The organism is Nocardioides sp. GXQ0305, from assembly GCF_050880345.1.
In the GTDB taxonomy this organism is placed as follows: Bacteria; Actinomycetota; Actinomycetes; order Propionibacteriales; family Nocardioidaceae; genus Nocardioides.
The window spans coordinates 928,336-951,169 of the sequence record NZ_JBNYXG010000001.1; the positions used below are offsets into that span (position 1 = coordinate 928,336).

Here is a 22,834-nt window from a genome sequence, read left to right on the forward strand (position 1 = left end):
CCGCCGCCCGAGGACCCTCAGGCGGTGACCGACTCCTCCTGGAGCGCGTCGGTCAGCAGCGACACCAGGGCCTCGACCTGGACGTCGGCCGAGCTGGTCTCCTCCTCGGCGGCGCCGTCGAGGGCGCGGGCCGCGAGTCCGGCCTTGGCGTCGATCAGCTCGGCGATCCGGGCGTCGATGGTCTGGGCGGCGATGATCCGCCAGGCGGTGACCGGCTCGGTCTGGCCGATCCGGTGCACCCGGTCGATGGCCTGGGTCTGCTCGGCGTTGGTCCACGACAGCTCGGCCAACACGACGTTGGAGGAGACCTGGAGGTTGATCCCGACCCCGGCCGCGGTCAGCGAGCAGACGATGACGTGGACGTCGGGGTCGCCGACGAAGGCGTCGATGGCCTCCTGGCGGACCTTGGTGGTCTGGTTGCCGCGGATCGAGGTGTGCCGGATCCCGCGGGCGGCGAAGAACGCCTCGGCGCCGTCCATGACGTCGTTGTGCTTGGCGAAGAACACGACCTTGCCGGCGCTGCGCGCGAGCTGGGCGGCGTAGTCGGCGGCCAGCTCGGTCTTGGCCTGGCCGATCCGACGCACCATCGAGAACACGTTGTCGCCGCTGGTGTCGTCCTCGGACGACTCCGCGACCTCGCGTTCGGCGACCCGGCGGACGAGCTCGGCGTCGATGCCGTCGACCTCGTCGCCACCGCCCCGCGAACGGCGGTGCTCGAGCGCGGCTCGGTAGCGGCCCACCAGCCGCTGCGCCAGCTGGCGCTCGGCCTCGGCGATGGACCGGCCGATCGCGCCCTCGAGCTCGACGGGGAGGTCGGCGATGCGCCGCGCGGGGATGTCGGAGGCGACGTCGACCTTCTTGCGCCGCACGATGCCGAGGTCGACCACGGCCTGCCGGGCGGCGGGGTAGAAGGCGTGGTCGGCGGGGGTCATCTCGGTGTCCTCGAGGGCCGCCATCAGGTCGTCACCGGGCTTGCGCTCCTCGATCCAGCCGAGGAACTCCCAGATCGCACGGAAGTCCTCGATGTCGTTGATCAGCGGCGTGCCCGTGAGCGCCATCAGCAGCGGCCGCGCCATCCGCCGGCGTACCCGGCGGGAGACCTCGAGCACCTGCTGGGAGCGCTGCGACTTCTTGTTCTTGATGTAGTGGGCCTCGTCGACGACCACCCCGCGGAAGCCGTGCTCGCCGATCCAGCCGACGTGCCGGTCGAGGACCTCGTAGTTCACGACCACGATGTCGGCGAACCCGTCGATCGTGTCGCCGTCGCCGTGGATGACCGACACGGTCCGGTTCGGCGTCCACTGCGCGGCCTCGCGGGCCCAGTTGGTCTTCACGACGTTGGGCACCACGCACAGGAGCGGGTAGGCGCCGGCGAGCTGCGCGGCCAGCAGCGCCTGTGCGGTCTTGCCGAGGCCGGGCTCGTCGGCCAGCAGGAAGGTCCGGTGGCCCTCGGCGACCGCCGACAGGACGCGCGCCTGGTGGGGCATCAGCTCCAGCCCCGGGGGCAGCAGCGTCGGTCGCGGGTCGGGCAGGTCCATGCAGGCCGGGGCGCCGGGGACGGGGTGCTCGAACGCGTTGAGCACCGGCCCGATCAGCTCCCAGCCGACCAGCCTGCCCTTGGGCTTGGGGCGGACGGCGCTGAAGTCGGGGACCAGGAACGGGTTGGCCAGCTGGGCCTGCCGCACGGACTGCGGAATGGTGGCCCGCCGTGCCGACGGGGTGTCGGCGTCGGGCCGCTCGGCCGGTTCCGCCTCCGGCTCGGGTTCCATCCCGGCGGCCTGCTGCATCTCGCGCTTGAGCTGGAGGGTCCCCTCGGAGACCTCGGCGTCCTCCTGCAGCAGTCCGAACAGGGATGGCTGCCGGGCCGCGAGCCGGGCCAGGTTGGTGGCGACTCCCTCGAGCCGCTTGCGCATGTTGTCGCGCTGGGCGTCGGTCAGGGAGTCGTCGGCCTGGATCCGGGCCCGCTCCTCGCGGGCCAGCAGCGCGACGGCCTGGTAGCGCGCGTGGTGGCGCGAGGTCATCTGCCCGCGGTCGATCGCGTGCCCGACCTCGCCGACGGCGCGGGCCAGGACGGGCATCAGGCCCTCCTCGTCCCGTCGCCGGGCGGGGGCGCGCCGGCTCCGCCGGTTGCTCCCGGAACGGTTGTCACGCTTGGTGGCCAACCAACGCTCGCTTCCTCGTGCGGTTGTCGCCGCCCGGACGACCCGAATCCGTCCCCACGGCCGCCCGCCTGACGGCCGTGGATCCACGGACGCCGGCTTCCCCTCCCTCGGAGACGGTGGTGCCCGAGAGCTCGTCGGGTCCCGCTGTCCTCGCACTCAGATGGCGAAGTCGCAGTCCCGGTGCTCGGCAGGCACACGCCGGGCTGCTGACCAGTGTACGAGGTAGGTGCCCCTCCTGCCCAATGGCTCAGCCGTCGCGCCCTCCGGCGAGTCGTCGCAGCACCGGGTCGACGGCCTCCCCGAGCTCGGCGTGGACCGTCACCAGGGCGTCGTACGTCGCGTGCGCCACGGGGTCGGGCCGGCACGGGTCGCCCGGGTGGACCATTGCCGCCACGGCGGCCTCGAAGGACGGGTGCACGCCCTGGCCGACCGCGGCACAGATCGCCGCCCCGACGGCGGCGGCGTCGACGACGGCGGGGCGTCCGGCCGGACGGCCGAAGACGTCGGCCACCACCTGGGTCATCAGGTCCGACCGCGCGCCGCCGCCGGAGACGACCAGCCGGGCCGGCGGCAGGGCCAGTGCCGCCTCCATCCCCTCGACGTGGCGGCGCATGGTGAGCGCGATGCCCTCCAGGATCGAGCGGTGGAGGTGGTGCGGCCCGTGCGAGCCGTCCAGGCCCACGACCATCCCGCGCCGGTGGGGGGCGTGGCCGGGCGCCAGCCAGTCGGGGACGGTCAGCAGGCCACCCGCCCCCGGTGGTACGTCGCGCGCCCCGTCCTCCAGCCACGACTCGACCGCGTCCGGGTCGACCGGGTCGGGTGCGGCAGCGCTCACCAGCCGGCGCAGCCACGACACCGTCCACATGCCGCGGCGGATGCCGTCGCTCTCGACCAGCCGCCGGCCGGGGACGGCCGCGTCGTTGAGCCAGTAGCGCCCGTCGGCGGGCTCCGGGGCGTGGTCGGCGACGGTCATCGCGGTCACGTAGGTGCCCAGCGAGAGCAGCACCGTGCCGGGCCCGACCAGTCCGCCGCCGAGAGCCTCGACGGCCTTGTCGTTGGCGGTGGCGTGGACCGGCAGCCCGGCCGGGACACCGGTCGCCTCCGCGGCCCCGGGAGTCACGCGGCCGAGCAGCCCCCCGGGTTCGACCAGCTCGGGCATCAGCCGCTCAGGCGGCAGCACGCCCTGGTGGCTCGCCCGGCTGTCGCGGCGTACGCCGGTGAGCCGGGTCGCCAGGTAGCCGCCGGCGCTGGTCACGGTCACCACCCGCGGGTCCTCGCCGACCGGCTGAGCCACCCGGGTGTCCATCCAGCTCAGCACCGGCTCGACCAGCCGGCCCTCGGCGTCGAGCAGGGCCCGGCAGAACCGGATGCCGCACAGCCCCACGGCCACGACCTCGCCCGCCGCGCCGTCGTACGACGCGAGGGCCTCGCGGGTCGCGACGGTGAGGGCATCCCACAGGTCGTCGTCGGGGTGCACGGCACGACCGCCCGGCCCGAGCTCGTAGGGACGCAACGGCACCCGGGCCGTGGCGTGCACCCGGCCGACCTCGTCGACGACCGAGACCTTCGTGCTCTGCGAGCCGGAGTCGATCGCCAGGACGGCGACCATCAGTCGAGCACCGCCTCGCCGTGCGCGTCGACGGGGAAGACCGAGCCCGGGTTCATCACGTTGTCCGGGTCGAACGCCCGCTTGAGGCCGGCGAGCAGGGCGTACCCGCTGCCGTGCTCGGCGTGGATCCACGGCGTGCGGTACTTGCCGACGCCGTGGTGGTGGACCATCGAGCCGCCGACCCGCAGCGCCTCCTCGACGATGATCGCGTTGAGCGGTCGGTGGTAGAGGTCGATCTCCTCGCGCGGCTCGCAGCGGATGTCGTAGTCGTAGACGAAGTAGAGGTTGGTGCCGGTCTGGTAGCTGTGCGAGGAGTGCGCGCCCAGCAGGGTCAGGTCGCCCGCGCGGTCGAACGTCGTCTGGATCCGGCTCATCGTCGCCTCGTAGAGCTCGGCGGTGCGCGACCAGTCGACGGAGACCTCGGTCGTGTACCCGAGGTGGGCGGTGCTGCGCATCGCCTGCTTCTCGGCCTCGATCTTGTCCGCACCCCAGTTGAGCCCCTCGAACCAGTCGCGGATCTCGGACTCCGGCACCGGCGTGTGCTCGACCCCGGCAGCCATCGCCACGATCGCGTCCGCGGTCGCCTCGACCAGGGGAGGCGGGCCCTCGGCCGAGAGCACGACGAGGTTCTGGCCCAGCGGGTGGTCGGGGAAGTGCTGGCGGGCGTCCTCCGGGGAGTAGAGCCGGGCGACCGAGGGCCGGTAGCCGGTGGTGACGACCTCGCGCAGGAGCCCGACACCGGCCGCGAAGTCGGGGACCCGGAACCCGAACCATCGGACGTCGGGGTGGTGGCGGAACACCTTCACGGTGACCTCGGTGACGTAGGCCAGCGCGCCCTCGTTGCCGATCAGCACGTGGCGTACGTCGGGGCCGGCCGCGCGACGCGGCACGTTCCGGACCCGGACCACCCGACCGCCGGGCAGCACCGCCTCGAGCCCGACGACCATGTCCTCGATGCCGCCGTACAGCGTGGAGAGCTGGCCGATCGAGCGGGTCGCGACCAGGCCGCCGTACTGGGCGAGCGGCTTGGACTGGGGTGAGTGGCCGGTGGTGAGGCCCCGCGCGCGGAGGACGTCCTCCAGCACCTCCAGCCGGACGCCGCACTGGACGGTCGCCTGCATGTCGGTGGTGTCGACGTCGACGATCGCGTCCATCCGGGAGCCGTCGACGACCAGGGAGTCCTCGACGACGGTCTCCAGGCCGCCCTCGGTGCTGGTGCCGCCGGTGCGCGGGACGACGGCGATCCGCTCCCGCTGGGCCATCTCCAGCAGCTGCGCGACCTGCTCGGTGGACCCCGGGTAGACGATCGCGGCGGGGACCGGTCCGTCGTAGATGCCGTGGACGGCGGTGTACTTCCGGAACCGGTCGACGCTGCCGGCCCGGAGGCGGGCCTCGTCGGTGTCGACGGCGTCGGGGCCGAGCAGGTCGGTGACCGTCTGGACGATCTCGGCGCGGGTCAGGGCGGAGCGGGAACGGACCATGGGTTCATCGCACCAGATAGCCGCCGTCGACGACGAGCAGGTGTCCGTTGACGTAGCCGGAGGCCCGCGAGGCGAGGAACACCGTCGCGCCCATCAGGTCGGCCGGGTCCCCCCAGCGGCCGGCGGGGATGTGCTCGACGATGCGGCGGTCGGCCGCGCGGTCGGCGCGGGTCGCCGCCGTGATCGCCGTGGCGAAGTAGCCGGGTGCGATCGCGTTGACCTGGATCCCGTGGCCCGCCAGCTCGTCGCAGTAGGCCCGGGTGAACCCGGCGATGCCGGCCTTGGTGGCGGCGTACGCCGGCGACTGCCGGCCGCCGAGGTAGCTGAACAGCGAGGCGATGTTGATGATCTTGCCGCTGCCCTGGCGCTTCATCACCTGGCCCGCGTGGTGCGCCATCTCGAAGGCCGCCGTCAGGTTCACCGCCACCATCGGGTCCCACTGCGACCGGTCGAAGTCGTCGACGTCGGCCAGCAGGCAGATCCCGGCGGAGTTGACCAGCACGTCGAGCCCGCCGAGCTCCTCGACACACTGCGCCACGGCCTCCTGCGGCACCCCGGGCCGGGTGATGTCGGCGCGGGCCTCGGCGTACCTCCCACCGGCCGCCTCCACGAGCCGTCCGGTCTCGCCGCCGTCGTCGAGCAGGCCGACCGTGAACACGTCGGCCCCGGCGCGGGCCAGCGCCACCGTGAACGCCCGCCCGAGGCCCGTGTTGCCGCCGGTGACCAGCGCGCGCCTCCCGGCCAGGGAGAAGGCGTCGAGCGAGAACTCGGAGATCTCCATCAGCGGGCTCCGGCGGCCGTCATGGGACACAGGCTAGTGGGAGCCGACCGGGCGCTAGCGTGGTCGTCGTGAGTGCGGACCACCGTCTCGGGAGGATGCTGGCGCCTCGTTCGGTCGCGCTCGTGGGCGCCTCCACCGTGCCCAACAGCCCGGGCAACGCCATGGTCCTGGAGCTGCAGTCGAGCCGGTTCCCGGGCGCGGTCCATCCCGTGAATCCGAGGTACGCCGAGATCGAGGGGCTGGTCTGCCACGACCGCCTGGGCGATCTGCCCGAGGTGCCCGACCTGGCCGTGCTCGGCGTCGGCAACGACCGGCTCGAGGAGCAGGTGGCGGCCGCGATCGAGCTGGGCGTCGGCGGGGTCGTCATCCCGGGGAGCGCGCTGCTGCCCGACGACGACGCGCGATCCACGTTGCGGGGGCGGATCCGGGACCGGGCTCGCGAGGCGGGGCTGCCGATCGTGGGCGCGAACTGCATGGGCTTCTACAACGTCGACGCCTGGTTCCGGGCCTTTCCGTTCCACCGGCCCCAGGAGCTGCAGCCGGGAGGCGTGACCCTCGTCGCGCAGTCCGGGTCGGTGCTGCAGGCCCTGCTGTGGAACAACCAGAAGCTCCACTTCAACCTGGCGATCTCGCCCGGCCAGGAGCTGGTGACCGGCGTCTCGGACTACATGGACTTCGCCCTCGAGCAGGACAGCACCCGGGTGATCGCGCTCTTCATCGAAGCGGTGCGTCGTCCAGAGGACTTCGTCGCTGCTCTCGAGAAGGCGGCCGCCCGCGGCGTCCCGGTCGTGGCCCTCAAGGCCGGCCGTTCCCCGCAGGCCGCGACCCTGGCGCTGAGCCACTCCGGTGCGATCGCGGGCGACGACGCGGCGTACCGGACCCTGTTCGAGCGGTACGGCGTGCTCCCGGTGTCCTCCCTCGACGAGCTGGCAGCGACGGCGTTGCTGCTCTCGGACGAGCGTCGTCCGCCCGCCGGCGGACTCGCCACCATCCACGACTCAGGGGGAGAGCGCGAGCTGCTGCTCGACCTCGCCGAGGACGTGGGCGTTCCGTTCGCGCGGATCGGCGAGCAGACCACCCGGGCGATCGCCGAGCGGCTCGACCACGGCCTCGAGGCGATCAACCCGCTCGACGCGTGGGGCACCGGCCGGGACCACCCGGTGGTCTTCGAGCACTGCCTGCAGGCGCTGGTGGACGACGACGACACGGCGATCGGCGTGTTCGTGGTCGACCTCACCTCGGGCTTCCACCTGCACGAGTCGTTCGCGCGGATCTGCCGGCGGGTGCACCAGCGCACGACCAAGCCGATGGCGATGCTGACCAACCACGTCGGCACGGAGAGCCAGGAGCTGGCGCGACGGGTCACCGATCTCGGCATCCCGGTGCTGGACGGCACGGTCCCGGGACTGGTGGCCATCCGGAACCTGCTCGCCTACCGCGACTTCCGGTGGAGCCCCCACATCGCCCCTGCCACCGCCCCCGACCCGGAGACCACGGCGCGCTGGTGGGCCAGGCTCACCCGACCCGAGATGCTCACCGAGTCCGAGGGCCTGGCCCTGCTCGCCGACTACGGGATCCCCACCGTCCCCCACGCCGTGGTGGGCGACCCGGACTCGGCCGTGGCCGCCGCCGCCCGCCTCGGGTATCCCGTGGTGCTCAAGACCGCGGCCGCCGGCATCCTGCACAAGTCGGACGTCGGTGGGGTGGGGCTCAATCTCGCCGACGAGGCCGCTGTCCGCGAGACCTTCGCGGACCTGGCCGGGCGGCTGGGTCCCGAGGTCCTGGTCGCACCGATGGCCGCGCCCGGCACCGAGCTCGCCCTCGGGGTCGTCCACGACCCGCAGTTCGGGGCGATGGTGATGGTGGCCGCCGGCGGCGTCCTGATCGAGGTGGTCGGTGACCGCCAGCTCGGGCTGGTGCCGATCGACGAGCGCATAGCGGACCGGATGATCTCCAAGCTCAAGGTGGCCGCGGTCCTCGACGGCGCCCGCGGGCGTGCTCCCGCCGACCGTGCGGCGATCGTGTCCGCCCTGGTGTGCCTCAGCAACCTGGTGGCCGACGTGGGCGACCTGGTCGCCGAGCTCGACATCAACCCGCTGGTGGTCGACGCCGCGGGATGTCGGGCGCTCGACGCCCTGGTGGTTCCCGTGGCTGCCGTCCAGGACGGGTCTCCCGTCGAGCGAGAGCACGTCGAGGTTGGATCCGGAGAGGTCCATCCGCAGGAAGGCCAGCCCTAGTCAGGCACCGGGTCGTCGTGACAGGTTCTCCCCATCAACTGAAGATCGAGACGTTCACCGATTGGAGACCCCTCTCATGCGTCGCACCATCTCGGGTGCCATCGCAGGTGTCGCCGCCGCAGCCCTGGGCAGCGCCTTCCTCCCGATGGCCAGTGCCACACCCCCCGACGAGCCGGGAAGCCGGGCGACTGACCTCGCCGGCGGCCTGCTCGGTACCGGGACCGATCACGGTGACATCGACCGCCGCCGCGGCGATCTCGCCCCCACCACCGCGCAGCGCGCGGCCGACCGGAGCGCGCGCGGCCGTGTCCGTTGGAACGACCTCGGGACGCCGGCGGCCGTGACCGCCGACCAGGGCACCGTCGCCTCCGGTCTGCCCGCGCGGCCGGAGTCCACCGCGCGGGCCTACCTCGGCGACAACGCCACGCTGTTCGGGCTGGACGGCTCCGCTGTGGCCGACCTGGAGACCCTCGCGGTCACCCAGGTCGGGACCGGGGCCATCGTCACGATGCGCCAGACCATCGACGGACTGCCCGCCGTCCAGGGCGGGCTGGTGACCGTGGCGGTCAGGGACGGGGCGGTGCTGCACGCCTCGTCGACGCTGTCCCGCGACACCGGATCGCTTCCCTCGGCGACGATCGGCGAGGAGGCGGCCGAGGGGCGGGCGATCTCCGCCGCCGACCTCACCGCCGGCGAGACGCGCGTGCTGCGTACCCGCGAGGTCGCCGTACCGACGCCCCGCGACGGCGCCCGCCGTGCCTACGAGGTCGTGCTGGCCGAGTCGAGCGGCCACGGCGCGGCGTACACCGTCCTGATCGACGCCGCGACCGGCGCGCTGCTCGTCCGCGAGAGCCTCGTCGACCACGCCGACGACAACCCGACCTGGGACCTGTTCCCGGCGACCCCTCCGGACTACACCACGACCGAGCGCGACACGTGGTGCTGGACGACCGCCTCCGGTTGCGACGACGCCGTCGACAACGGTGCCTCCCCGCAGCCGTGGGACGTCGACCCGGCGACGGGGGTGCCGACCGCCACCACCCGCGGCAACAACGCCATCTCCGGCAAGTCGTGGAGCCTGCCGACGAACGTCCCGGCCTTCGAGCGCACCGCCCTGCCGCGTGAGGACCGCGAGTACGACTACGCGTTCCAGAACATCTGGCAGGAGCAGAAGTGCGACCCGGCGGCGCTGACGACCGACGACGGCAACGACGTGGATGCGGCCACGGCGAGCCTGTTCGCCCATCACAACCGGCTGCACGACTTCTCCTACCAGCTGGGCTTCACCGAGCAGACCTGGAATGCCCAGCAGAACAACTTCGGGCGCGGCGAGGACGGCAACGACCCGGAGATCGGCAAGGCGCAGTCCGGGGCCACGCAGGGGATCCGGGACAACGCCAACCAGTACTCACCGCCGGACGGCATCGCGCCGTGGAGCAACATGTACCTCTGGCAGCCCATCGCCGGTGGGGCCTACGTGCCCTGTGTCGACGGCGACTTCGACGGCACCGTGATCGGGCACGAGTACACCCACATGATCTCCAACCGGATGGTCGCCGGACCGGACGCCGGGCTGTCGGGCTACCAGGCCGGCGGCATGGGCGAGTCGTGGTCGGACCTGGTGGCCATGGAGTACCTCTGGGAGCTCGGCGAGCGGCCCAAGGGCGACACGCCGTACGTCACGGGTGCCTACGTCACCGGTGACGACCGGGCCGGGATCCGCAACTACGACATGTCGCGGAGCACGCTCAACTACTCCAACGTCGGCTACGACGTGGTCGGGCAGAGCGTCCACTCCGAGGGTGAGATCTGGTCGACGACCAACTTCACTGTGCGGCAGGCGTTCATCGACCGCTACGGCCGAGGCTCCGGCTCGGTCCTGCGCGCCTGCTTCGACGGCGAGCGTGCCGCGGACCGTTGCCCCGGCAGCCGCCGGTGGATCCAGCTGGTGTTCGACGCCTGGCTGGTGCCGGCGACCGGGCAGGTGTCGATGGTGGACATGCGCGACGCGATGCTGGTGGCCGACGAGCTGCGGTTCGAGGGCGCCAACCAGGACATCATCTGGAACGCCTTCGCCGAGCGCGGGCTCGGTGAGGACGCGTCCTCGGCCGGGCCCAACGACACCGATCCGGTGCCGAGCTTCTCCTCGCCCTTCGCCGACGACGCGCAGGTGACCTTCCGTCCGACCGGTCCGCAGACCGACGGCCCCGTGCGGTTCTACGTCGGGGAGTACGAGGACCAGTCCTCGCCCGTCGCCGACACCGACCCGGCCACCGCTGTCGACGACCAGGTCGCGATGGTGCCGGGCCGCTACGAGGCCCTGGCCGTCGGCCCGTCCGTCGGTCACCACCGGTTCAGCTTCGAGGTGCGCGCCGGCCAGCGCCGGACGATCCCGGTGCGGCTGGAGGAGAACCTGGCGGCCGCCGCCAACGGCGCCACGGCGACGGGCGACGGTGCGGACGCCGGTCAGCTGCTCGACGGCACCGAGGCGACCGACTGGTCCGCGGAGCGGGCGGACGTCGCGGGGCTCGGCGTCAACGTCGACCTCGCCGGCCTCGGCGCGCACCGGGTCGGGCGGGTCACCGTGAGCGCCTTCTACGAGTCGGGCAGTCGTTTCAACGCACTGCGCCGGTTCGCGGTCGAGGTGTGCGACGCCACCCGGGGCGCTGACTGCTCCGACGCGGCGTCGTACGACCGGGTGTTCGTGAGCCGCCCGGATGCCTTCCCGGGTGACGGGATGCGACCCACGGCACCGGACCTCAACGCCGAGACGTTCGCCATTCCGCGGTCGCGGGCGACCCACCTGCGGCTCGAGGTGCTGAGCAACCAGTGCACGGGTGGCCCGGACTTCCAGGGCGACCAGGACAACGACCCGGCCAACAACAGCGACTGCCCCACCGGGGCTCCCGCTGTCGCGTCGGTCGTGAAGGCTGCGGAGTTCCAGGCCTTCCGACGCTGAGGGTCGGTGCAGGAGCCGACGCCCCGGTCCCGGCCTCGCGGTCGGGCCGGGGCGTCTGGCATGTGGCCCGGCCGCGCAGGGGACGGCGCCGATCGGTGGTGACGGGTGCGACCGTGATGGGTCCACCCGGCCGGGTGCGTCCGCTCGCCTTGCTCACGTCCTCCGGGTGAAGCTGATCTTGCCGCCGGGCCGGGACGTCGTCTCGAAGCGGCGGTCGTGGGCGAGGGTGTGGTGGCGGGCGCAGAGCAGGCGTCCGGTCTCGAGGTTGGTGTGTCCGTTCGCACCCCACGGCTGGTCGTGGTGGGCGTGGCACAGCGCCGGGGGCCGATCGCAGCCGACGGTGCTGCAGCCGCCGTCGCGCAGACCGAGGCCGACCCGCATGGCCTTGGTGTGGAAGCGCCGCTGACGGCCGACGTCGAGGGGCTCGGAGGGTCCGCCGAGGACGACAGGGATGATCCCGGCCGAGCAGGCCAGCCGGCGGGCCTCTCCTGCGGAGATCCGACTACCGTCGCAGAGCCCGGCAGCCAGGAGGCCACCCATCAGGGACTCGAGGGTCATGGTGACGACGACGCTGGCCGCGAGCCCGCCGCTGCGCGGGACGGAGCCGTCGGGCCGGGTCTCGACGTACTCGGCGAACGCCAGGCCCATCGCGTGGCGGCCCGGGGTGGACGCAGGGCGCTCGGGGTTGCGGCCGGGGGCGGCGAGTGCCATGAGGTGCTTGCGCAGCATCGAACCGTGGAGCGCGGGCAGGGTGAAGCGTCCGCGGACCTGGCCGTGGCCGTCGTCGGACAGGGTGAACGACGCGTCGGCCCGGGCCTCGGACTCCTCGGCCTCGAGCCGGCGCGCTTCCTCGAGGTCGGCTGCCTCCGGGTCGACGACGTCGAGCAGCCGCCGACCGAGGATGCGCAGGGCGCGGGCGTCGTGGTCGCGGGCCTGCTCGAGGAGGAACGCCTCGGCTCGACGGATGGTGTCGACGTCCACCAGGTCGGTGGGCAGCGCGTCGACGGCCTCCACGATCACCTCGGCCTGGTCGAGCGTCAGGGCGCCGTCGGCGAGCACCTCGTCGACGTCCTGGTGCGCCTCTTCCAGCCGCGCGGCGAGCCGCGCACGCCGATGGACGACGGGCCGGGGGGTGCGGGTCTCGTGGGCCAGCCAGATGGCGGCAGACGTCGCCCCGACGTCGGCGCCCACCTGCACCCGGTCGGCGTGGGCGAGCAGCCGCATCTGGAGCTGGGCGACCTGGGCGGCGAGCCGGGTCACCTCCACCAGCGCCAGTCCGGCCTCGCCCGGACCCATCGACCACACCGGCGTCCGCGCCACCTCGCGGAGGTCGTCACGGACCCGGGCGACCGCCGTGGTCACCGGATGCCGGGAGTCGAACGCCTGCGCTGTCATACCCCCATCCCAGCACCGCCGACCGACACCCTGCCCCGGGCTTGTCTGCCTCTCCAAGGGGCGCCCTCCGGGGCGTTCGCTGGGGATGGAAAGTGGCGTCCGTTCGTCCGTGGGCGCCTGAAGCCGCGGGCAACTCGCCCCCACTTGCGACCCGATCTCGCCGAGGAGTGCGGTCGCGTCACTCCTCGTTGGCCGTGGTCGCCAGTTCCACCCCGGGCTTGGCGCCAAGGACGCCTGCCACCTCCGCCGCGGCTGTGTTGTGCAGGAGTATTGCCCGCTCGACGTTGGCGACGAAGGATGCCCACGGGTCCGTGACGGTTTCCGAGCTTGTCGTGCTGTCGCTCGTTTGGGGCGCTGCGTCGCTGGCCGTGGCGTGAGGCGTTGAGGTCAGCTCCATGAGGTGGGCCCACCCGATCGCCTCCAGCTGGTCTCGCAGCTTGCGGTGCAGCCGCCACCGGATACCGGGACGCAGCGTTTGCACCAGGACGGCGCCGATCGCTGCGATGAGAGTGCACACGACCGCGGCGATCGTGAGCCGTGTGTTTGTCGTTCCGGTCGTGGCCGCCGTAGCGGCGACCAGGACGGGGCTCACTGCCGCCGCCGACAGGGTCACCAGGTTGACGCTCCCGAAGACCAGCTCGTCCCGTCTCATACGTGTGCGCGCACCGACGAGAGCGCACAGCCAACGCCCTTCGACGTAGGCACCCTGATCTGCTCCTGGATGGGCGGCCAGCAGCCGATCGAACAGCTGGGAGTACTTGGCCGGCACCTTCAACCCGTCAACGTTGCCATTTCGTTGTTGGTCGATCACCACGTCATGGTCCCGCAATCACGGAGGCGAGTGAATGGCGGTTCCCTACGCGGCGGACCGCAACGACAACTCGCTCACCGAGTATGGGTAGGGCGTCAAAGCGCCGCGAATGGTCAGGGCAGGACCTGCTCAGCCGATGACCAGCAGCAGGTCGCCGCCCTCGACGGGGGTGGTGCCGGAGACGACGAGGCGTTCGACGGTGCCGGCACTGGGGGCGGTGATGGCCGCCTCCATCTTCATCGCCTCGATGGTGGCGACGGTCTGGCCGGCGTCGACGGAGTCGCCCTCGGCGACCACGATCGTGACCGCGCCCTGGAACGGTGCGGCGACCTGGCCGGGCTTCGACGGGTCGGCCTTCTCGGCGGCCACGACCTCGGCCGACACCGACTGGTCGCGGACCGCGATCGGGCGGAGCTGGCCGTTGATGGTCGCCATCACCGTGCGGAAGCCCCGCTCGTCGGGCTCGCCGATGGCCTCCAGCCCGAAGATGACCCGCTTGCCCTCCTCGATGTCGACGACGTGCTCGTCGCCGCCGCGGAGGCCGTAGAGATAGTCCCGGGTCGGGAGCACCGAGACGTCGCCGTACTTCTGGCGCGACTCCTCGAAGTCCCTGGTCGGGCCGGCGAACAACAGCCGGTTCAACGTACGCCGGCGGGTGGGGGAGCCGCCCGCGAGCTCGTCGGAGTCCGACGCCGACAGGTCTCCGGACGACGGCTCCCACGAGCGGCCCTCGAGCGCCCTGGTCCGGAACGGCTCGGGCCAGCCACCCGGCGGGTCGCCGAGCTCCCCGTGCAGGAATCCGATGACCGAGCCGGGGATGTCGAACTTGCCGGGGTTCTCGGCGAACTCGGCCGGATCGGCGCCGACGGCCACCAGGTGGAGGGCCAGGTCGCCGACGACCTTGGACGACGGCGTCACCTTGACCACGTTGCCGAGCAGGTCGTTGGCGGCGGCGTACATGTCCTCGATCTGCTCGAACTTCTCGCCCAGGCCGAGCGCGATCGCCTGCTGTCGCAGGTTGGACAGCTGGCCACCCGGGATCTCGTGGGTGTAGACGCGCCCGGTCGGCGACGGCAGCCCGGACTCGAACGGCGCGTAGACCCGCCGGACCGCCTCCCAATAGGGCTCCAGCTCGAACAGCGCCTCCAGCGGGAGTCCGGTGTCACGTGAGGAGTGGTCGGTGGCGGCCACCAGCGCCGACAGCGACGGCTGCGAGGTGGTGCCGGCCATCGGGGCGCTCGCCGCGTCCACCGCGTCGACGCCGGCGTCGATGGCCGCCAGCAGCGTCGCCAGCTGGCCCCCCGGCGTGTCGTGCGTGTGCAGGTGGACCGGCAGGTCGAACCCCTCGCGCAGCGCCGAGACCAGGGTCCGGGCGGCGGGCGCCCGCAGCAGCCCGGCCATGTCCTTGATCGCCAGGACGTGGGCACCCGCGTCGACGATCCGCTCGGCGAGACGCAGGTAGTAGTCGAGCGTGTAGAGCTCCTCACGCGGGTCGGAGAGGTCGCCGGTGTAGCAGAGCGCGACCTCCGCGACGGACGTGCCGGTGGACCGCACGGCGTCGATCGCCGGGCGCATCTGCTCGACGTCGTTCAGCGCGTCGAAGATCCGGAAGACGTCGATCCCGGTCGCGGCCGCCTCCTCGACGAACGCCGCCGTCACCTCCGTCGGGTACGGCGTGTACCCGACCGTGTTGCGCCCGCGGAGCAGCATCTGCAGGCACAGGTTCGGCGCCGCCTGCCGCATCGCCGCCAGCCGCTCCCACGGGTCCTCGGCCAGGAACCGCAGCGCCACGTCGTACGTCGCACCGCCCCAGGTCTCCAGCGACCACAGCTGCGGGGTCATCCGTGCGACGTACCCGGCCACCGCCACCAGGTCGCGGGTGCGGACCCGGGTGGCGAGCAGCGACTGGTGGGCGTCCCGGAACGTGGTCTCGGTGACGGCCACCCGGTCGGCGGCGCGCAGCCGCCGGGCGAACTCCTCGGGTCCGACGTCGAGCAGCAGCTGCCGGGTCCCGTCCGGAGCGGGCACCCGCAGGTCGACGTCGGGCAGCTTGGAGACGGGGTCGAGGTCGACCGGCGCCGCGCCGTGGGGCTGGTTGACGGTGACGTCGGCGAGGTAGGTCAGCAGCTTGGTGCCCCGGTCGCCGGCGCCCCGGGCGGTCAGCAGCTGCGGGTGGGTCTCGATGAACGACGTCGTCACCCGCCCGGCCCGGAAGTCCGGGTCGTCGAGCACGGCCTGGAGGAAGGCGATGTTGGTGGTGACGCCACGGATCCGGAACTCTGCCACGGCCCGCCGTGCCCGCTCGACCGCCTTCTCGAAGGTGGCGCCGCGGCAGGTGAGCTTGGCCAGCATCGAGTCGAAGTGCGCCGACACCTCGGCCCCGGTGTACGTCGTCCCGCCGTCGAGGCGGACTCCCGCACCGCCGGGGGAGCGGTACGTCGTGATCCGCCCGGTGTCGGGCCGGAAGTCGTTGGCGGGATCCTCGGTGGTGATCCGGCACTGCAGAGCGGCGCCGCGCAGCTGGACGGTGTCCTGGGACAGCCCGAGGTCGGCCAGGGTCTCGCCGGACGCGATCCGCAGCTGCGACTGCACCAGGTCGACGTCGGTGACCTCCTCGGTCACCGTGTGCTCGACCTGGATCCGCGGGTTCATCTCGATGAACACGTAACTGCCGTCCGGGTCGAGCAGGAACTCCACGGTGCCGGCGTTCCGGTAGCCGATCTCGCGGGCGAACCGCACCGCGTCCCCGCAGATCCGTTCGCGCAGCTCGGGGTCGAGGCCCGGGGCGGGGGCCAGCTCGACGACCTTCTGGTGGCGCCGCTGCACCGAGCAGTCGCGCTCGAAGAGGTGCATCACCTCGCCGGACGCGTCCGCGAGCACCTGCACCTCGATGTGCCGCGGGTCGACGACCGCCTGCTCGATGAACACCGTGGGGTCGCCGAACGCGCCGTCGGCCTCACGCATGCAGGCCTCGACCGCGTCCCGCAGCGCCGCCGGGTCGTCGACCCTCCGCATCCCGCGCCCGCCGCCCCCGGCCACCGCCTTGACGAACAGCGGGTACGGGAGACCGGCCGCCGCCTCCACCAGGGCGCCCGCGTCGGTCGAGGGGTCGACGCCCTGCAGGGTCGGGACGCCGGCCGCCCGTGCGGCTCCGATGGCCCGGGCCTTGTTGCCGGTCAACGTCAGCACCTCGGACGTGGGCCCGACGAAGGTGATCCCGGCGTTGGCGCAGGCCTCGGCCAGCGCCGGGTTCTCCGACAGGAACCCGTAGCCCGGGTAGACCGCGTCCGCTCCGGCGCGGACGGCGACGTCGACGATCCCCTGGGGGTCGAGGTAGGCGCGCACCGGATGGCCACGCTCGCCGATCTCGTAGGCCTCGTCCGCCTTCAGCCGGTGCTCGGACCCGCGGTCCTCGTACGGGAAGACCGCCACCGTGCGGGCGCCCAGCTCGTACGCCGCCCGGAACGCGCGGATCGCGATCTCGCCGCGGTTGGCCACGAGAACCTTGGAGAACATGCCCTGCAGGCTAGTCGTGCGCGGCCACCCCTCCGGGGCCCTCCCGGGGTTTCGAGACGGCGCGCTCGTCAGTCGGGTGGCCGGGCGAGGAACTGCGAGACCAGGTCCGGGACGCCGGCGTTCGCGACGGCGACCGCGGTGGGCTCGGGGACGTCGAGGACGCGGACCGACTGGCGGCCGCCGGCGGTGGTGGCGACCAGGGTGACCAGCCCGGCGCGGCGCTGGAACCACGTCGCGCTGAGGTTCCACCCGATGACCGCGTCCGTGCCGAGCAGCTCACGCCGGCGGGTCAGGCTGCCGGAGCGTGCGACCAGCCAGCCCTCCACCAACGCGTGCCCGAGGCCGCGGGCGCGGTCGTGCCCGACCAGGAAGGCGGACACCAGCACGACGGCGGGCACCGCCACCCACAGCCACGTCGGGACGTCGACCACGATCCCGGCCACGGCGAGCCCGACGGCGACCACGGCGGCCGGGACGATCGCCCTGGTGTAGCGGCGGGTCCTGGCCCGCGGACCGTGGGGCGCGAGCGGGACGGTCACCGGTGCGGAGGTGCCGAGGACGTCGGCGGCGACCCGGTCGACCAGGGTCCGCGGGGTCGGCGGCAGCAGCGCCTCGCTCCCGCTCTGGCTGCGGTCGAGCCCGGTGACGATCGCGGACAACCGGGCGCCTCCGACCAGCCGGAGCCCGAGCGGCTCGCCGACGCTGACCCCCCGCATCCGGTCGTCGTCGACGCTGGTCTCGCGGGTGGTGAGCAGCCCGCGACGCAGGTGCCAGGAGCCGTCGGGGAGGGTGTGGCTGAGGGCGAAGTTGCCGTTGGTGACGAGGTAGCCGAGCACCGACACCAGTGCGGCCACGAGGAGCACGCCCACGAACAGCGCGGGCAGCGCCACCAGCGCGCCCAGCTCGGTGAGTGCCCGGTCGATCGACGCGCCCTCGATGTCGTCGAACACGCCCAGCCCATCGAGCACCTGGCTGCCGACACCGAGCACACCGGCGGTGAGCACCAGCCCGGCCGACGTGAACGGCGCGTAGCGCAGCCAGCCGGGCTCGAACCGGGCCACCACCCGCTCGCCGCCCGGGTGGGTGTCGTCCTCGGTCACCGCCTCGCTCGCCGGGGCGATGGAGTGGAGGAGCCTGGCCCGCAGCTCACGGGCCTGGCGCGAGTCCAGCCCGTCGAGGTCCAGACCGTCCTCGCCGGCCGAGCCGGTGCCGACGCGGACGGTGCTGAGGCCGAGCAGCCGGTGGATGGGGGAGGCCGTCAGGTCGACGGTCCGCACCCGGTCGAGCGGTGTCGCCACGGCGTGCCGGCTGACCAGGCCGTGCTCGAGCTCGATCCGGTCGCCGGAGATCCGGTAGCGCGTGGTCCAGTAGCGGACCAGCCCGATCGCGATCGGGATGGCGACACCCAGCAGCTGGAAGAGGGCACCCCGGTTGGTCGCCGTGCTCGCGACGAACACGCCGACCAGGACCGGGAGGAACTTGATCAGCTCCGAGACCGGGTGGACGAGGAGCATCCGCCGGTCCAGGCGCTGCCACTCGACCGGCGGCGCGGGAGCGGCGAGCGGCTCGCTCACGTGCTGATGGTTCGCTCGCTGCTCGACCGCGTCCTCACCGTCCGCAGGGGCGTCGCCGCCCCGGCGGTCGAGCGGCTCGCTCACGTGCTGATGGTTCGCTCGCTGCTCGACCGCGTCCTCACCGTCCGCGGGAGCGTCACCGCCCCGGCGGTCGAGCGGCTCGCTCACGTGCTGATGGTTCGCTCGCTGCTCGACCGCGTCCTCACCGTCCGCGGGAGCGTCACCGCCCCGGCGGTCGAGCGGCTCGCTCACGTGCTGATGGTTCGCTCGCTGCTCGACCGCGTCCTCACCGTCCGCGGGAGCGTCACCGCCCCGGCGGTCGAGCGGCTCGCTCACGTGGCGTCCCCGGCGACGGCGTCCGCGCGCCGGGTCAACCGTTCGACGAGCTCGCGGGCGAGGGTCCGGTCCAGGGCGGCGATCTCGAGCGCCCCGGCCGCCGAGGCGGTGGTCACCGTGACGCTCGCGAGGCCGAACAACCGGCTGAACACCCCCTCCGCGTAGTCGACGGTCTGGATCCGCGACATCGGCGCGATCCGCCGCTCAACGGTCCACCAGCCCGTCTGGGTGTAGACCGCGGTCTCGGTGACCTCCCAGCGGTGGACGGCGTACCGCCAGCGCGGCATCAGCACGACGTACGCCAGCATCAGCAGCGCCACCCCCGTCACGAGCCACCAGGTGAACGGCACGGGGTCCCAGACCAGCCCGACCACGACGTACACGCCGAGGGTGAACACGCTGTTGACGAGGGCCTCGACGGTCCACATCACCCGCGCACGCGGGCTGACCCGCTCGCTGGGATCACGCAGGTCTGCCACGCCCCGAGCCTACGGGCACCCGCGTGCTCGTCCTCGTCATGGGCGCGCCCCGGGCGTATCCTGCGGGGCGCAGGTCACACGTTCGGGCGTCGGGGGAGGCCTGATGGACGGGACACGAGAACGTCGCCGGGTCCGGCTGGCCCGGACCGGGCTGGTCGTGGCGGTCATCGCGGGCGCGGGGGCGCTCGCCTCACCCAGCACGTCGACCGGCGTCGAACCGGCACGGGCCGCCGCGCCCGTCCAGGCGGAACAGGCCGAGCAGGCCGCGAGGGCCATCCGCAGGCCCAACATCGTGTTCTTCCTGACCGACGACATGGCGACGTCGCACCTGCGCCACATGCCCGCGACCCGGCGGCTGATCTTCGACCGTGGCGCCCGGTTCACCGACTACTACACGAACATCTCCCTGTGCTGCCCCGCGCGGGCCAGCCTCCTGACCGGGAAGTACGCACACAACACGGGGATCATCGGCAACGAGTTCCCCGACGGTTTCCACGGATTCCACAGGGGCGATGAGAGACGACGCACGTTCGCCGTCGCTCTCCGCCGTCAGGGCGGCTACCGCACGTCGTTGATCGGCAAGTACCTCAACGAGTACCCCTTCGTCGACTCGGCCCCGCGTCACGCGGTGCGCCCGACGTTCGTGCCGCCGGGCTGGTCGGACTGGGCGGTGCCGGTCCGGGGCCAGTTCGAGGGCACCAGCTACGACATCAACCTCAACGGCCGGATCCGGCACCGGGAGGCACCCGCGAACTACCTGGGGGACTTCATGACCAGGCGCGCCGTCCGCCAGATCCGGGCGAACCGCGACGACCGCGGGCTGGCGATCGTGCTCAGCTTCTACGGGCCTCACGAGCCCGCTCCCGCCGCCCCGGCCGAGCGCAGGAACGCGGCGCTGCAGCGCCGCATCGCCCAGGTCCGGTACCCCCGGACGGCCGACTTCAACGAGCGCGACGTCAGCGACAAGCCACGCTTCATCCGTGACAACCGCCGGATGGGTCCACGCACCCGACGGGCAATGGACCGCATCTACAGGCGGCAGCTGTTGTCGGTGGCCAGCATCGACCGGCACGTCCGCGTCGTGGTCAGGGCGTTACGCCGGACCAGGCAGCTCGACGACACCTACCTGGTCTTCACCAGCGACCACGGGATCCACCTCGGCAACCACCGACTCCTGCCCGGCAAGAACACGGCGTACGTCACCGACAGCCACGTGCCCTTCGCGATCCGCGGGCCCGGCATCCGCGCGGGCAGTGTGGTGCGTCGGGTGACGGGTCCGATCGACATCGCCCCGACCTTCGCGGACATGGCCAACGTCAGCCTCCCCTGGGTCCGTGACGGCGCGTCTGTGCTCCCGCTGGCGAAGGGGCGGTCGCCCGAAGACTGGCGGAGCTGGATCCTGGTTCGTCGTGGGCGCGCGAAGGGTGGTTCTGCCCGCGCCGTGAGCGAACCGCTGATGCGGGCCGAAGCCCGCCGGGTCGGAGCGGGATGGTTCCGCGGCGTCATCGGCAGCCGCTGGCGCTACGTCCGCTACGGCACAGGAGAGCAGGAGCTCTACGACGACAGGGTCGACCCCCACCAGCTGCGCAACATCATGGCCTTGCCGGTCGCGGAGCGGACTGCGGAACAGGTGGCTGCCCTCCGACGGGCGCGCCGGGCCGTGCGAGCGCTCACAGCCTGCGCCGGCGTCGCCGACTGCCGTCGGTGAACCGCGCGGTCAGTCCTTGAGCTCGCAGACGACAGCGCCGCTGGTGACGGTCTGGCCGACCTCGGCCTGCAGGCCGGTGACGGTGCCGGACTTGTGGGCCTTGAGGGGCTGCTCCATCTTCATCGCCTCGAGCACCACCACGGTGTCGCCCTCGGAGACCTCCTGGCCCTCCTCGACGACGATCTTGACGATCGTGCCCTGCATCGGACTGGTGACCGCGTCACCCGAGGCGGCCGAGCCGGCCTTCTTGCCGCCGCCGCGCTGGGGCTTCTTGGCGCCGCCGCCGCCCGCACCGCCGCCGAGGCCACCCAGCCCGGCGGGCAGCACGACCTCGATCCGCTTGCCCCCGACCTCGACGGTGACGCGCTCGCGCTCCTCCGGCTCCGCCCCCTCGGCCGTGTCGCCCGCGTAGGGCTGGATCTGGTTGTCGAAGTCGGTCTCGATCCACGTGGTGTAGACGTCGAACTTCTCGCCGTCCCCGATGTACGCCGGGTCGTCGACGACCGCGCGGTGGAACGGGATCACCGTCGGCATCCCGTCGACCACGAACTCGTCGAGGGCGCGCCGCGAGCGCTCCAGGGCCTGGGTGCGGTCGCGGCCGGTGACGATCAGCTTGGCGATGAGCGAGTCGAACGAGCCGGGGATCGTCTCGCCGTTCTCGTAGCCGCCGTCGAGCCGGATGCCGGGACCCTGCGGCGGGCTCCACGCCGACAGCGTGCCGGGGGCGGGCATGAAGTCGCGGCCGCCGTCCTCGGCGTTGATGCGGTACTCGATCGAGTGGCCGCGGACCACCGGATCGTCGTAGCCGAGCTCCTCGCCCGCAGCGATCCGGAACATCTCGCGCACCAGGTCGATGCCGGTGACCTCCTCGGACACGCAGTGCTCGACCTGGAGCCGGGTGTTCACCTCGAGGAAGGAGATGGTGCCGTCCTTGGCCACCAGGAACTCGCAGGTGCCGGCGCCGACGTAGCCCGCCTCGCGCAGGATCGCCTTCGACGACTCGTAGAGCCGTGCGACCTGTTCGTCGGACAGGAACGGTGCCGGCGCCTCCTCCACGAGCTTCTGGTGGCGGCGCTGCAGCGAGCAGTCCCGCGTCGACACGACCACGACGTTGCCGTGCTGGTCGGCGAGGCACTGGGTCTCCACGTGGCGCGGTTGATCGAGGAACTTCTCGACGAAGCACTCGCCGCGGCCGAAGGCGGTGGTCGCCTCGCGCACCGCGGAGTCGAAGGCGTCGGCCACCTCGTTCATCTCGCGCGCGACCTTGAGGCCACGGCCGCCGCCGCCGAACGCCGCCTTGATCGCGATCGGCAGGCCGTGCTCCTCGGCGAAGGCGACGGCCTCGTCGTGGTTCTCGAGCGGGTCCTTGGTGCCGGGAGCCAGCGGGGCGCCGACCTTCTCGGCGATGTGGCGGGCCCTGACCTTGTCGCCGAGGTTCTCGATCGCGCTCGGGGGTGGGCCGATCCAGACCAGCCCGGCGTCGAGCACGGCCTGGGCGAACTCGGCGTTCTCGGCGAGGAAGCCGTAGCCGGGGTGGACCGCGTCGGCACCCGACTTCTCCGCGACCGCGATGATCTTCCCGATGTCGAGGTAGGAGTCGGCCGGGGTGGCGCCGCCCAGGCTGTGCGCCTCGTCGGCGATCCGGACGTGCACCGCGTCGCGATCGGGCTCGGCGTACACCGCCACGCTGCCGATGCCGCTGTCCTTGCAGGCCCTGATCACGCGGACCGCGATCTCTCCGCGGTTGGCGATGAGGACCTTCTTCAGAGGGTGGGTCTCAGGCACC

The 22,834-nt window shown here is 72.7% G+C and carries 13 protein-coding genes; 3 read left to right on the plus strand and 10 right to left on the minus strand.

The features are described from left to right. Positions 1-17 precede the first annotated feature (17 nt). The 4 genes from ACQ1X7_RS04425 to ACQ1X7_RS04440 form a co-directional block, all read right to left on the minus strand. Positions 18-2,078, minus strand: coding sequence for a DEAD/DEAH box helicase (locus tag ACQ1X7_RS04425; RefSeq protein WP_432476943.1), 2,061 nt, complete (start codon positions 2,076-2,078; stop codon positions 18-20). A 331-nt stretch (positions 2,079-2,409) separates the two neighbouring features. Continuing rightward, positions 2,410-3,771 carry an FGGY-family carbohydrate kinase gene (locus ACQ1X7_RS04430; RefSeq protein WP_432476944.1) on the minus strand — a complete coding sequence of 454 codons (1,362 nt, stop codon included), beginning with the start codon at positions 3,769-3,771 and terminating at the stop codon, positions 2,410-2,412. Further along, positions 3,771-5,252 carry an FAD-binding oxidoreductase gene (locus ACQ1X7_RS04435; RefSeq protein WP_432476945.1) on the minus strand — a complete coding sequence of 494 codons (1,482 nt, stop codon included), beginning with the start codon at positions 5,250-5,252 and terminating at the stop codon, positions 3,771-3,773. The genes ACQ1X7_RS04430 and ACQ1X7_RS04435 overlap by 1 nt, the downstream gene beginning before the upstream one ends. 4 nt (positions 5,253-5,256) lie before the next feature. Continuing rightward, positions 5,257-6,033 (minus strand): SDR family oxidoreductase, encoded by a 777-nt coding sequence (locus ACQ1X7_RS04440; protein ID WP_432476946.1) that lies wholly within the window; start codon positions 6,031-6,033, stop codon positions 5,257-5,259. Between the two features lie 68 nt (positions 6,034-6,101). Between ACQ1X7_RS04440 and ACQ1X7_RS04445 the strand changes: the two genes are divergently transcribed. Together ACQ1X7_RS04445 and ACQ1X7_RS04450 are read left to right on the plus strand one after the other, a co-directional pair. After that, a complete protein-coding gene (locus ACQ1X7_RS04445; protein ID WP_432476947.1) occupies positions 6,102-8,270 on the plus strand; it encodes an acetate--CoA ligase family protein in 2,169 nt (722 codons plus the stop codon). Positions 8,271-8,346: 76 nt separating this feature from the next. Continuing rightward, entirely contained in the window at positions 8,347-11,229 is a 2,883-nt protein-coding gene (locus ACQ1X7_RS04450; RefSeq protein WP_432476948.1) for a M36 family metallopeptidase, read from the plus strand. Positions 11,230-11,382: 153 nt separating this feature from the next. Here ACQ1X7_RS04450 and ACQ1X7_RS04455 read toward each other — a convergent pair whose 3' ends face one another. The 5 genes from ACQ1X7_RS04455 to ACQ1X7_RS04475 all read right to left on the minus strand — a co-directional run bounded on the left by ACQ1X7_RS04455 (position 11,383) and on the right by ACQ1X7_RS04475 (position 19,340). Continuing rightward, positions 11,383-12,624, minus strand: coding sequence for a DUF222 domain-containing protein (locus tag ACQ1X7_RS04455; protein WP_432476949.1), 1,242 nt, complete (start codon positions 12,622-12,624; stop codon positions 11,383-11,385). Positions 12,625-12,802: 178 nt separating this feature from the next. Then, positions 12,803-13,435, minus strand: coding sequence for a DUF4231 domain-containing protein (locus ACQ1X7_RS04460; protein WP_432476950.1), 633 nt, complete (start codon positions 13,433-13,435; stop codon positions 12,803-12,805). A gap of 129 nt (positions 13,436-13,564) precedes the next feature. Further along, positions 13,565-16,951 (minus strand): pyruvate carboxylase, encoded by a 3,387-nt coding sequence (locus tag ACQ1X7_RS04465; RefSeq protein WP_432476951.1) that lies wholly within the window; start codon positions 16,949-16,951, stop codon positions 13,565-13,567. Between the two features lie 68 nt (positions 16,952-17,019). Continuing rightward, on the minus strand, positions 17,020-18,777 hold the full coding sequence (locus tag ACQ1X7_RS04470) for a PH domain-containing protein (RefSeq protein ID WP_432476952.1): 1,758 nt from the start codon (positions 18,775-18,777) through the stop codon (positions 17,020-17,022). Between the two features lie 80 nt (positions 18,778-18,857). Then, a complete protein-coding gene (locus ACQ1X7_RS04475; protein ID WP_432476953.1) occupies positions 18,858-19,340 on the minus strand; it encodes a PH domain-containing protein in 483 nt (160 codons plus the stop codon). Between the two features lie 103 nt (positions 19,341-19,443). Here ACQ1X7_RS04475 and ACQ1X7_RS04480 point away from each other — a divergent pair, with 103 nt between their 5' ends. After that, a complete protein-coding gene (locus ACQ1X7_RS04480) occupies positions 19,444-21,048 on the plus strand; it encodes a sulfatase family protein (RefSeq protein ID WP_432476954.1) in 1,605 nt (534 codons plus the stop codon). Between the two features lie 9 nt (positions 21,049-21,057). Here ACQ1X7_RS04480 and ACQ1X7_RS04485 read toward each other — a convergent pair whose 3' ends face one another. Then, entirely contained in the window at positions 21,058-22,833 is a 1,776-nt protein-coding gene (locus ACQ1X7_RS04485) for an acetyl/propionyl/methylcrotonyl-CoA carboxylase subunit alpha (protein ID WP_432476955.1), read from the minus strand. Between the last annotated feature and the right edge of the window lies 1 nt (position 22,834).